The organism is Sphingobium sp. AP50, from assembly GCF_900109095.1.
In the GTDB taxonomy this organism is placed as follows: Bacteria; Pseudomonadota; Alphaproteobacteria; order Sphingomonadales; family Sphingomonadaceae; genus Sphingobium.
The window spans coordinates 21,683-34,031 of record NZ_FNYZ01000034.1 but is presented as its reverse complement, the minus strand read 5'-3'; the positions used below and the strand labels follow the sequence as shown (position 1 = coordinate 34,031).

Annotated in this window: 9 protein-coding genes and 2 pseudogenes; 5 read left to right on the top strand and 6 right to left on the bottom strand. The window is 60.3% G+C overall.

Annotation, left to right across the window (positions count from 1 at the left end; all coding sequences use genetic code 11):
• Nucleotides 1-600: pseudogene (locus BMY84_RS27495) on the bottom strand (transposase); the annotation flags it as partial.
• A 52-nt stretch (nucleotides 601-652) separates the two neighbouring features.
• Here BMY84_RS27495 and ilvC point away from each other — a divergent pair.
• A pseudogene (ilvC, locus tag BMY84_RS27490) lies at nucleotides 653-1,598 on the top strand (ketol-acid reductoisomerase); the annotation flags it as partial.
• A 107-nt stretch (nucleotides 1,599-1,705) separates the two neighbouring features.
• A complete protein-coding gene (locus BMY84_RS29540) occupies nucleotides 1,706-1,996 on the top strand; it encodes a hypothetical protein (RefSeq protein WP_143075195.1) in 291 nt (96 codons plus the stop codon).
• 87 nt (nucleotides 1,997-2,083) lie between these two features.
• Here BMY84_RS29540 and BMY84_RS27485 read toward each other — a convergent pair whose 3' ends face one another.
• From BMY84_RS27485 to BMY84_RS27465, 5 genes are all read right to left on the bottom strand, one after another.
• Nucleotides 2,084-2,380: a winged helix DNA-binding protein gene (locus tag BMY84_RS27485; protein ID WP_093088236.1), complete on the bottom strand. Its 297-nt coding sequence runs from the start codon at nucleotides 2,378-2,380 to the stop codon at nucleotides 2,084-2,086.
• 116 nt (nucleotides 2,381-2,496) lie between these two features.
• Complete coding sequence (locus BMY84_RS29535; RefSeq protein ID WP_143075196.1) at nucleotides 2,497-3,060, bottom strand: JAB domain-containing protein; 564 nt, start codon at nucleotides 3,058-3,060, stop codon at nucleotides 2,497-2,499.
• A gap of 5 nt (nucleotides 3,061-3,065) precedes the next feature.
• Nucleotides 3,066-3,494, bottom strand: a complete 429-nt coding sequence (locus tag BMY84_RS27475; protein WP_256215484.1) for a hypothetical protein — start codon at nucleotides 3,492-3,494, stop codon at nucleotides 3,066-3,068.
• 65 nt (nucleotides 3,495-3,559) lie between these two features.
• Nucleotides 3,560-3,910, bottom strand: a complete 351-nt coding sequence (locus BMY84_RS27470) for a hypothetical protein (protein WP_017501651.1) — start codon at nucleotides 3,908-3,910, stop codon at nucleotides 3,560-3,562.
• 64 nt (nucleotides 3,911-3,974) lie between these two features.
• Nucleotides 3,975-4,553 carry a response regulator transcription factor gene (locus BMY84_RS27465; protein WP_093088231.1) on the bottom strand — a complete coding sequence of 193 codons (579 nt, stop codon included), beginning with the start codon at nucleotides 4,551-4,553 and terminating at the stop codon, nucleotides 3,975-3,977.
• Nucleotides 4,554-5,396: 843 nt separating this feature from the next.
• Here BMY84_RS27465 and BMY84_RS30040 point away from each other — a divergent pair.
• From BMY84_RS30040 to BMY84_RS27450, 3 genes are all read left to right on the top strand, one after another.
• Nucleotides 5,397-5,777 carry a toprim domain-containing protein gene (locus tag BMY84_RS30040; protein WP_177204237.1) on the top strand — a complete coding sequence of 127 codons (381 nt, stop codon included), beginning with the start codon at nucleotides 5,397-5,399 and terminating at the stop codon, nucleotides 5,775-5,777.
• Between the two features lie 33 nt (nucleotides 5,778-5,810).
• A complete protein-coding gene (locus BMY84_RS27455) occupies nucleotides 5,811-7,844 on the top strand; it encodes a ParB/RepB/Spo0J family partition protein (RefSeq protein WP_093088228.1) in 2,034 nt (677 codons plus the stop codon).
• Nucleotides 7,845-7,976: 132 nt separating this feature from the next.
• The gene (locus BMY84_RS27450; RefSeq protein ID WP_093088226.1) at nucleotides 7,977-12,329 is read left to right on the top strand and encodes a strawberry notch-like NTP hydrolase domain-containing protein; all 4,353 of its coding nucleotides are present in this window, start codon (nucleotides 7,977-7,979) and stop codon (nucleotides 12,327-12,329) included.
• Nucleotides 12,330-12,349: the final 20 nt, after the last annotated feature.

The following is a 12,349-nucleotide window of genomic DNA, read 5'->3' as shown; positions in this document are numbered from 1 at the left end:
CCCCGCTTTGGCTGGCGCAGCGGAACCTTCAGCCCCTCACGCCGCCAGATCCGCTCAACCCGTTTATGGTTCACCGTCCATCCCGCATGGCACAGCAATGCCGTCACCCGGCGATAGCCATCACGACCATATTGCTTCGCCAAAGCGATGATATCCTCTGTAAGTGCCTGTTCGTCATCCGCCCCGCGCGGCACCTTGCGCTGTGTCGATCGATGCTGACCCAGCACCCGGCATATCCGGCGCTCGGATACCGGAAACTCTCGTCGCACATGATCAATGCAGCGTCGCCGCCGCGCGGGGCTTAGAAGTTTAGCTGCGCTGGCCTTCGGCTCCCTTGGCTGCCTCCTGCAGGATCAGCTTGTCCAGCGTCAGGTCCGAGATCGCCCGGCGAAGACGCTGGTTCTCTTTCTCCAGATCCTTCATCCGCCGCGCCTGATCGGTCTTCAGGCCGCCATATTCCTTCCGCCAGCGATAATAGGTCTGCTCGCTGACCGCGATCCGGCGGCAGGCTTCGGCCGTGCTCGCTCCCTGTGCCAGCACAATCTCAACTTCACGCAGCTTGCCGATAATCTCTTCCGGCTTGTGCTTCTTGCTCGGCATTCATCGTCCCTTTCGTGGTCCAGACTATCATAGTCTTTGGGCTACTCAGCAGGGGGCAGATCAGCACGCCCACGCGCTGAACATGCGCGACAGCGGTGTCGAAAACATTGTCATTGCCCTTCGCGATGGCTCGCCGAGCGCCGCCAAGGCGCAGGCTTCCGGATTTGTAGTCATGGATCCTGTCGTTGCGGCCAAGACGGCCGACATCGTCATGATTCTGACCCCCGATGAATTGCAGGGTGACATTTACCGGGACAGCCTTCATTCAAACATGAAGCAGGGTGCCGCTCGCTTTCGCTCATGGTCTTAATATTCACTACAATCTGCTCGATCCCCGAGCGGATCTCGACGTGTTCATGATTGCGCCGAAAGCTCTGAGCCATACCGTGCGTGGTGGATATATGCGCGGCGGCGGCACTCCATGCCTTATCGCCATTGCCAAAGACGTTTCCGGAAATGCCCATGACATTGCACTTTCCTATGCCTGCGCGATCGGTGGCGGCAAAGCCGGCATCATCGAAACGACTTTCCGCGAGGAAGTCGAAACCGACCTCTTCGGCGAACACGTCGTCCTGTGTGGCGGAATGATCGACCTTGTGAAGGCTGGATTCGATACGCTCGTCAAAGCAGGCTACGCCCCTGAAATGGCGTACTTCGAATGCCTCCATGAATTAAAGCTGATGGTGGATCTGCTCTACGAGGGCGACATTGCCAATGTGAACTACTCGATCAGCAATACAGCCGAGTAAGGCGAATACGTAACTGGACCGCGCATCGTCACCGAGCAGACGCGCAAGGCGATGGAGGACGTACTGGAGGACATTCAATCCGGCAAGTTCACGCGCGACTGGATGCTAGAAAACACAGCGTATCAATCAGGGTTTAAGGCCATGCGTCGCCGAGCTCTGGAGCACCCGATCGAAAGTGTTGGCGAGCAATTGCGAGGCATGATGCCTTGGATCAAGAAATCTGCATTGGTAGACCGCAACCGCAACTAAGTACGATATGAGGTTGTCATGCTGGCCGGTGCATGGCGACCTCCTGTCAGATCTCGCTGACATGGAGTAAATCGAGGACCATCAACATAAAATAGTAGGAGAGAGACATGACACAAACGCTGATGACCACGCTTGTCACTTGCCTTGGCCTGCTGTCAGGGTGCGATCGTTCTCGCCGCCGTTCACGTTGTTTCATTCGACCGAAGATCAAGGCGGCGGCGCAGACGTTGACAATTTCCGACACCGCGTTGTCGCGACTTTTGCGTCGAATTCCCCGTTCGAGGATAATAACTGAAACTGTGACAGTGCACGCACCGCCATATCACAATCTAGCAATTCAATTGGCAGCTATGTCTGCGCAGAAGGGAAAATCCCAGAATGGGCTCAACCTTGCCTGAATCCGTGGTTTATCAGCTACAGCGCGCGGACCGGTCAGCGTAACTTACCAGCGCCGAAATCCTAGTATCCACCTGTGTTTCTGAACCTTAAATCTCAGCAAAGCGATCAAGTACCGAAGCGATCAGGGCCTCGCCATTATCGGTTAACGTCACTTCCACTCCGCGACGATCGCGATGTTCCAGGTTTCGTCTGACAAGGCCGATTTCTTCCATCTCAGTGACCTTCCGACAAGCCGTTGAAAACGGGACGTTGGCAAAGCTGCACAGGGACCAGAGATAGACGATCCGTTTTTCTCGTTCGGCGACATAGAGTTCCAAAAGCATGTCCCATATCGGGCTGGCACAATGTCGATAGCCCAGGGCATCGCCAAGTGTCTTGCGCATTGTCACCAACTTTCGGCAGGACTCCATGCGAGCGAACGAGCGGTGAGGCACAGCATATCTCCTTTTGCTTGAAGAGCGCAGCAGGGGGCTAGGTCCGCCGGTGGCGCGATCTTGGCTTACAACAGGCCCTGTCTACGGAAGCTCAGGCTGCCCTCCCGCGCGATCAGGATATGGTCATGGACGGCAACGTCGAGCGACCTGGCGGCGTTGACCAGATTGCGAGTCATGGTCCTGTCACTCCTGGATGGGACAAGGCGGCCCGACGGATGGTTATGGGCAACGATAATGGCGGTTGCACCGAGCTCCAGACACCGTTTGAGAATTTCGCGCGGGTAGACGTGGACGGATGAAACCGAGCCGCTCCCTGCTAGTTCGTCGCGAAGAAGCGCATTGCCAGCATTGAGATACAGCACGCGAAACTGCTCGTTGGGTGCGAACGCCATCGTGCCGCGCAGATATTCGAGAACCGCTGGTTCGCTTGCCAGAACTGTCCTTTGTGGAAGGCGCCCGCGCAGCACGATGTGGATGGCAGTTCGAACTGACGCGAATAGTCCTTCCACATCATGGCCGCCGACGGCGTCGACACGGTCCGCCTCCGCCGCGTTCAGGGCCTCGGGGAACGACCCGAAACGATCGAGGAGCCGGTCTGATAATAGCCTCGCACGATCGGGATCGCCCAGGCCAATCAGTTCCTCCAGGACCTGTCGGCACCCAGTCGGTGCAGACGCCGTTGATGTCGAGTGGTCGCGACGATCAGAATGATCTGGGCCACCCAGCTCCAGATGGCCACGGCATCCATATAGGCTTTGGGCACCACATCCGGCATCGTCACGCGCATCACATGAACCGCGACCTCGGCCATGAGCATGCCGGAAACCCAGGCTGGCCAAAATCGCGTGCTTTTGAAAGAAAGCCATAGAAACACACCCAACATGGCCGCGTCGACGGTAAGCATCCCGGCCTCCACGCTCTGGAACTGGCGTGTGACGGGATGCGAAAAAGCGATGCTCGCAAGAACGCCCAGTACAAGGGTTGCCGCCCCGATCTGTTCGGGCCGGCCACCCCTCGTGAACCCATAAATTGAGCTCAGGACCAAAAGTCCCACGAACATCATTTGTCTGGTCATATCGACTTCGAAATGGAAATCTCATTCCCAGTCAAGTATTTGACGTTCGTCGTTCAGGCAGCGCGGAGCTGGTGAGCCACCGCCGGCTGCTGTCCTTCACCGCTTGCGACCTTGAAGACGTCGCCATAGGCCTGCTCACCAAGGCCAATGTCGTCGCTGACGCGTTTGAGCTGGTTGTGGGTGGCAACGAGTTCCGCCCGCGTCTGTGCGAGCAGCATGATGGCCGATGCAGAAGACTGGAAGGCGTCCTGCCCGATTGCTGCTGCGAGGCGTCCTTCGAGACGCGCGAGAGGAAGGGCGGCATTGAGCTCGGCTATCCGGGCGGCTGCAAGATCGATGGCTTCTTCCGCCGCGTACAGCCGCTGCGCGATCGAGTGGGCGATGATTTGACGTTGTCTGGGCATGATGCCTCCTCCCGCATTCCACTGGAATGCATGGTTTCTCGAAAAAGATTGTCGAAAACTGCCCTTACGGACGGGCGAAACTGTCCATCACCGTAAGGAGCGACATGGCCGAGCCGGCAAGAAGGAGGGCCAAAGCGCCCAGTGCCGCTGCGGTAATGATAGCTTTTGACTGGTTCAGGTCATTGCTCGGTCTCCTGCTTGAGCGGAGCGGGAGCCAGCCGATGACGGAGATTGTGAGGCGTTCGAGGGAATAGCTCCCTTGTTCCTCGACAAACTGCCCGTCACGCTCTGGCTGTGCGCTCGCTTCGTGATCAGCAGGGACAGGTGGTACGATTTTACTTTCCGAAGATATTCCGAACGTTTGGGGTGCTAAAAATTGGGTGTGGGCGACGATGGTGTCGCTAGCGGTCTCGAAGGCCAGAACGATCTGGGCCGCGTCAAATCGATCCATATCTCCCAGGACATTACGGGCTTTTTCGATATGCTTGTCGACCGTTCCCGACTGGATACCAAGCTTGGCGCCGATCCGTTTGGATTTAAGGCCGCGCGCCACATGCGCCATGCACTCGCGTTGACGCTCGGTCAGCGACTCGACCGCTGTCCGATATTGCTCCAGTTCGGGAGGCGGATTGTTTCTAGTCACGGTGCGACCCGACCCTCTAAATGCTTCGGCGACCGCAGCTGATAGAGCCAGGCAAGGTGGCCGATCCGTTTCGATAGGCTATGAGTGTCATCAAACTGACACGCGAAATCAACGGTCTTATCTGGGATAGCATTTCGCGGTTGGTGAAAGGCTGCTGCGAGGCAGGAGAGGAGGGGGGTGAGGGGAAAGGCCTCATATGAGGTCATGTAACTTTTCTCTTGGGATGATCTCCATGCCTTGCTGCCACTCTCCATGCACCTGTGGATCTGCATTCAAACCCGTCGTGACTGGGCGATGCACTCCTGTGACATTCTCGATCGGCATGAGGATCGATCCGTGAGCGCGTCAATGGCCGCCGCGGGTGAGCGGATCGTTCGACGGCTCGGCGGGACCTGGTCCAACGGGCGGGGCATGTGCCGATGCCCGGCCCATGAGGATCGAACGCCAAGCCTGTCTGTCAGGTGCGGTAGAACCTCGCTCCTATTCAAATGCTTTGCCGGCTGCACGATTGGCGAAATTCTCGGTTCGCTCCGAAGCGAGAGGCTTGATGTGCCGAGACGTGAGAGCGGCAAATCCGATCACTGGCAGGCCGGCGGCGATACGACAGGATACGCCGTGCGGCTCTGGAGCCAGGGGCGATCCGTCAGCGGCACGCCTGCTGAGCGCTATCTACGCAGCAGGTCTGTTTCACCGGTATATGAGCTCATGCGCTACCATCCCGCGACACCGTTGGGCCGAGGGAAAACGCTACGGTATCTGCCTGCATTGCTCATAGCTGTCGGGGAACCACGCCGCCCGAAAGCCATCCAGCGAAACTTCCTGCAGCTCAATGGACGGCCAGCTTTGCTGGCAAAGACCAAACGGTCGCTGGGCCCCTTGCGTGGAGATGCCGTCCAGCTTCTTGAGCCGGAGGACACGCTGGGCCTGGCGGAAGGGGTCGAAAACGCCCTTTCGGCAGCCTTACTACTTGCCATCCCGGTCTGGGCGAGCCTTGGAGCCGAGCGGTTCCATCGGATCGATATCCCATCCCGCATCAAGCGCCTTGTGCTCCTCGCTGATAACGACCGCGCTGGCAGGAGGGCGGTGACGAGGGCCTTGCAGAGCTATGCGCTTGCCGGACGAGACATCATCGTCCTCTGGCCCGCAGCGCCATTCAATGACTGGAACGAGATGCTGCGGGCAGGAGGGAAGGCGGTGGTGGAGCGGGCGCGGTTAGCGGCCTGATGGTTGGGGCGCTCCGCCAGTTGGAGATACTCCATGAACAAGACACCTCCCATCATCTTCGTTCCGGCATCCAAGCTCTCGATCGCTCCCACCAATGTGCGCAAGCGCAGCGACCCCGAAGCGGATGCGGAACTCAAGGCCAGCATTGCCGCCAAGGGCATCATCCAGAATCTGATCGGCATTCCGGTTGCTCGCAAGAAGGGTGAATATCATATCACTGCCGGCGGCCGACGACTGACCCAGATCCATACGCTCATTGAGGACGGCGTCCTTGGGCCTGACTATCCCGTCGCCGTGATGGTGCTCGCCGACAAGAATGACGCGACCGAGGTCAGCCTCATTGAGAATTTCATCCGCCTCAACATGTCCCCCGCTGAGGAATGCCGGGCGTTTCAGGCGATCATCGATGGCGAGAAGAAGACCCCCGCCGACGTCGCCAAGCATTTTGGCCTCACCGAACGCTTTGTTCTTGGGCGCCTGCGGCTTGCGGGCCTGGCCGACAGCATTTTCGATGCGCTCGCGGCAGGGGAAATCACGCTTGATGTTGCCAAGGCCTATGCCAGCATTTCCGATACCGCGCGGCAGGCGGCCGTGTTTGAAGAGATGGACAGCGGCTATTATTCGACCAACCTCAGCGAAATTCGCCGGCGGCTCGTCTCTGGATTTTATCGCGGCAGCGATCCCAAAGCCCTGCTGGTGGGGCGCGATGTCTATATCGCGGCAGGCGGTCGCATCGACAGCGATCTCTTCTCTGATGCCGCCAATGAGAACTGGATCGACAGCGACATCATCGATCGGCTCGCAGCCGAGCGAATGGAAACGGCGGCGCAGGCGGTTCGTGCTCAGGACGGCTTTGGCGAGGTCCGCATCATCTGTGAAACCCGCATCCCGTATGTGGAGACCATGGCGCTCGACGAACTGGAAGGTGAACCTGCCGAAATAACGCCCGAGGAAGAGGAGCGACAGCGCGCCATAGAGGTGGAACTGGAAGCCATCGCCGAAGAGGCCGACGAGGACGGCTATTCAGACGAGGAGATTAGCCGGATTGAGGCCCTTGAAGCGGAACATAGGGCCCTCAACGAAAAGCCTCCGTTCATCTCTGCCGAGCAGAAGGAAAAGGCGCTCGCCTATCTGGTCATCGGCAGTGACGGCCAGCCCAGGCTCCACGAACGACTGTTCATCGTTCCCGAGCCCGGACCGGAGGTCGAAGAGCCCGAAGCCGAGCCGGGAGCCGATGGCATCCAGACCGAAGAGGTCGAACAGGAACCGGTCGAGGATGGCCCGTCACTCGCGCCCATCAGCCAGAAACTTGCTGAGGATCTCGCGATTATGAAGACTGAAATCCTCCGCCTCCATGTAGCCAGCGATCCGCACTTTGCTCTTGATCTCGGCACTTTCTTCATGGTCGATGCCGCCCTTGGGCGCAGCTATGGGCATCCGAGCGAACTACGCGCTGCTGCCCCCTATTCGCGCGTGCCGGGATTTGAAAGCGACACCCCGGCCGGCGAGGCCTGGACGGAACTCGACGCTGGCCTCGACCGCAGTTGGACAGAGACGGGGAACCTTGTCGAGCGCTATGACGCTTTCTGTGGCCTGGATGAAGGCGCGCGGGCCGCGTGGCTCGGCTGGGCGATCGCCCGCACCCTCCATGCGGTCCCCGTCGGCGGCGCCGGCGCTGATCTGATCGATCATGTGGGTCGCAAGCTCGACATCCAAGAGCATGTCTGGTGGCGACCAACGGCGCGCCGCTATTTCGACCGGGTGAGCAAGGGCAGAATATTGGCCCATTTTGGGGAGGTTGGCGGCCTTGAGCTTTCCAATCGCTACGCAGCGTCCAAGAAGCACGACCTTGCTGCATCGGCCGAGAAGCTTTTCGCCGGGCAATTGATCGTAGAAGCGGAGGTCAAAGACCGGGCCCTCAACTGGCTGCCAGACGAGATGCGTTTCGGTCGGGCGGAACATCCCGATTGCGAGGGCAGCGAACCGGATGGTGACGGGCTCCCCGTCGAGCCTGCTGACGGCGCAGTTTCCGAAGATGCGGACGACGGCTTTCCGGAAGCAGCCTGAACCTCACACCTGCCGGCGCTGCGTCTCGCGGCGCCGGTTTTTCGCTTTCCCGACGCCCTCCCACCGGAAGGGAGGAGGGGGATGGGCGCGCTGCCGAGCAGTGGCAGTGTCCCCACTGACAGGAGTTTCCCGATGACCCGTTCGCTTCTCGCCGCTCTTAAAAGCGGTTCAGACCCGCTCGACCAGAAGATCTGGACTATCGCCGCCGTCGCGCGGTCGCTTGCTGACCTCATTCGCGCCGGCCAGCCTGTCAGCCGTCAACGGCTCTCACGGCTGATGACAGTGCATTTCGGGACCGATGACAGTTCGGGCGCTTGGTCGCTTCGCGACGCCTATGACGCTCTCGAGTTGGCGCAGGTCACGGCATTTCTTCAGAGAGATGCCGACAGCGATGACGACGCCCAGCCTGATCGCGCGCTCTTGGGCGTCAATGTGCTCTCGGAGCGATTGCCGACACAAAGCTATCGATCCGAACGTCAGATCGACATGCAGCAATTCTCGACGCCTGCGCCTCTTGCCTTTCTCGCTTCGGTGGCCGCTGCCATCACGCCACACGATGTGGTCTTGGAACCCTCCGCCGGGACCGGAATGCTGGCGGGCTTTGCAAAGGCAGCCGGCGCACGCCTGGTGCTGAACGAGCGTGATCCGCTTCGGGCAGGTCTGCTCGCCCAGGCATTCGGCGATGGGGTCACACGGCACGACGCCGAACATATCGACGATCTGCTCGACCAGACTGAGCGCCCAAGCCTTGTCCTCATAAACCCGCCCTTCGCCCGAAGTGAGGCGCGCGGCAAGGATCGCCACGCCGGTGCGCGCCATCTCCGCTCAGCTCTTGCCCGCCTGGTGCCGGGCGGACGCTGTGTCGCGATCATGTCGCCGGCTTTCGCGCATGATGGCATCGCGGCGAGCGGCTATGAAGCGGTCGCAGCCCTCGTGCCGCCCCGGGTCGAGATCACGATACAGGGGCGCCCATTCGCCAAACATGGCACCAGCATTTCGGTCCGCCTTCTGGTCTATGACAAAGGATGGGAAGGTAAGCCGCTCCGGATCACAGTGAACGGCGTCGATGCGCTGGTTCCGCATATCCTTTCTTTGCCGCCGCGCCTGAGCCGAGAAGTTCCGCCCGAACCGACCCAGCCGGCAGGTAGTCGTCCATCGGTTGGCAATTCGACACGGAATGCGCGCCCGGTCACTCGATCGCTGCTGGCGGGCAGGCAAGGCGCGATCGCACCGCTCCCCAAGCCTCGCCCGATTGTCGCGATTGATGGAACCGTCGAACCGCTTGCCTACGCTGTTCGCGACACCCCTCTACCCGCCGCTGAGCAGATCGGCATCTACATACCCTGGCGGCTCTCCCGCATGGAAATCGCTGGGGCCAAAGAGCATCCCAACCAACTAGTCGAGTCGATCGCCATGTCTTCGATACTGCCGCCCAAGCCGACCTATGTGCCAATGCTACCACGCTGCGCCGTCGCCGCCATGTCGGACGCGCAGCTTGAGACCCTCATTTATGCTGGCCAAGCCTTCGAGCGCGACCTGCCCGGTCTCTACGCCCCCAATGAAGCAGGCACGCTATTGTCCCCTGACGGGAATGGCGAACCCTATCGCATGGGATACTTTATCGGCGACGGTACCGGAGTCGGAAAGGGCCAGCAGGTGGCAGCCTGCATCATGGACCAATGGAGCCGCGCTCACCGCAAGGCCGTCTGGATTTCCAAGAGCGCTGCGCTGATCGAGGATGCCAGAAGAGACTGGGCGGCACTTGGTGGATCCCCGCTCGACATCCAGCCGCTCGACGCCTTTCCTGTCGGCACACCGATCTCCATGGGCAGCGGCATCCTTTTCCTGACCTACGCGACCCTGCGCTCCCAGCGGCATGACGAAGCTTCACGCCTTGCCCAGATCCTTGCCTGGCTGGAATCGGATTTCGAAGGGGTCATCTGCTTTGATGAGGCCCATGAGATGGCCAATGCCGCCGGCACCGAGAGCCAGTTTGGCAAGCAGAAAGGCTCGGAACAGGGGCTGGCGGGGGTCCGGCTGCAAAATCTGCGGCCCCGCGCCCGTATTCTCTATGTTTCGGCGACCGGCGCGACCGATCCCGCCAATCTCTGCTATGCGATCCGTCTCGGCCTTTGGGGGCCTGGAACCTCCTTTGCGGATCGCGCCGAATTCATGGGCGGGATCGAGAAGGGCGGCATCGCCGCTATGGAAATCGTCGCCCGCGATCTGAAGGCGCTCGGCCTCTATACGGCGCGGGCGCTTACCTTCCGGGGCGTCGAATATGAGCCGCTCGAGCATCCGCTAAGCCAGGATCAGATTGCGATTTACAATGCCTATGCCGATGGCTGGGCCGTCATTCATCGCAATCTAGACGAGGTCCTTGCCCTCACCAATATTGTAGATCGGTTCGAGGACAAATCGCTCAATGCCCAGGCCAAGGGATCGGCTCTTTCGCGGTTCGAAAGCGCCAAGCAGCGCTTTTTCGCGCAGTTGCTGATCGCAATGAAGGTTCCGAGCCTGATCGAGGCGATCACCAATGAGGTGGCGGCGGGGCACCATGCCGTCGTTCAGCTCGTCACGACGGCCGAAGCCATGCTGGCTCGAAGGCTTGCCACCCTGTCGGCGGATGAGCGCGCGCAGCTCGACATCGACCTGTCTCCACGCGAAGCGATGATCGATTATCTCATGACCGCCTTTCCGGTTCGCATGATGCAGGTGATCAAGGGGAGCGACGATGTCGAGCGCTCCGAACTGATGATCGACGCAGACGGCAATCCTGTCTTTTGCCAGCAGGCGCTCGCGCTTCGCGACGAAATGACCGAGGAACTTTGCGCCCTGCCGCCGATCGGGTCTGCACTCGATGAGATCATCCGGCACTTCGGCACGCAGGCGGTCGCCGAAGTCACTGGCCGGTCGCGGCGTCTGGTTTTTGACGGAAACGGGCGGCAGAAGGTTGAACGCCGAGGGTCAAGGAGCAATCTGGTCGAAGCTGAAGCCTTCATGTCCGGGGCGAAGCAGATCCTGGTCTTTTCCGACGCCGGTGGGACCGGGCGCAGCTATCATGCCGACCGAAACTGCAAGTCATCCGACAGGCGCCGCATTCACTTCCTGCTGGAACCGGGATGGCGGGCATCGAACGCGATCCAGGGTCTGGGCCGGTCCAACCGCACAAATCAGGCGAGCGCCCCCATCTTCAGGCCGGTCACCACCGATTGCCGCGGCGAGCGGCGGTTCATCAGCACGATCGCGCGCCGTCTCGACAGCCTGGGCGCGCTCACCCGAGGTCAGCGGCAGACCGGGGGACAGAACCTCTTCGATCCGGCGGACAATCTTGAGAGCGACTATGCCCGCGACGCTCTCAATCAATGGTATCATCTGCTCTACCGCGGCAAATTGACGAGCACCTCGCTCAGCGCCTTCATCGCCATGACCGGGCTCAAGCTCCTCGACAAAGATTCGGGCGGACTGCTCGATGATCTTCCGCCAATCCAGCGCTGGCTCAATCGCCTGCTGGCCCTTCGTATCGAGACGCAGAATGCGATCTTCGAGGAGTATATGGCGCTGATCCAGGCCCGGATCGATGCAGCGCGCGAGGCCGGCAGGCTCGATATCGGCGTTGAGACGATCCAGGCCGAGCGCATCATCCTGCTGGATGAACAGATACTCCGTCGAGACCCTGTCACGGGCGCTGAGACACGCCTCGGCCGTCTGGAGCTGCATTATCGCCGAAAAGCGACCGGCTTTGCCCAGCTGACCCGCCAGCATGGCGAAGAGGCCGCAGGCTGGCTTCGTAACGGCAAGTCGGGCCGTGTTGCGCTCCAGGTTACGAGCTGGCCGATCATGGACAGTGAGGGAGAGCCGATTACGATGTGGGAGCTTGTGCGGCCCACAGGTCGCGAACGTATCCGTGATCATGCTCTGGTCGAGAGCCATTGGGCGCCTATCGGCAAAGCCGAGTTCGAAACACTCTGGGAAGCCGAGGTCGCAGAGGCGCGTTCGAAGCTCGATGTCGAGACGATCAATATGGCGACCGGTTTGCTGTTGCCGGTCTGGAACAAGCTGCCGGACGACGATCTCAGGGTCTGGCGCGTGTCTGACGCTGTTGGACATTCGATCCTCGGCCGCATCATCTCGCCAAGCGGGCTGGCGAAGGTCGCATCGGCCTTCAGCGTCTCGATGAAGATCGCCCTGTCGCCATCGGAAATGATCGTTGCGGCGCGTAACGGCGAAGGTGTGGCCATTGCGGGCATGGATGCGGCAAGGCTCATCTGGGCGTTCGTGAACGACAGCCGGCGTCTGGAAATCAGGGATTACCCGGCACTGCGGCGCGAATGGCTAAAATCGATTGGCTGCTTCACCGAGATTATCGCTTACAAGACCAGGCTGTTCATTCCGGCTGATCGAGCCATGACCATAGTCGAGCAGATCAGCCGGACAGGCGCCGAATGGGGCAAGCTCGTTGCCCTTTCGGACAAGGCTGCCTGAACCGGCCGGAGGTGGCCGGG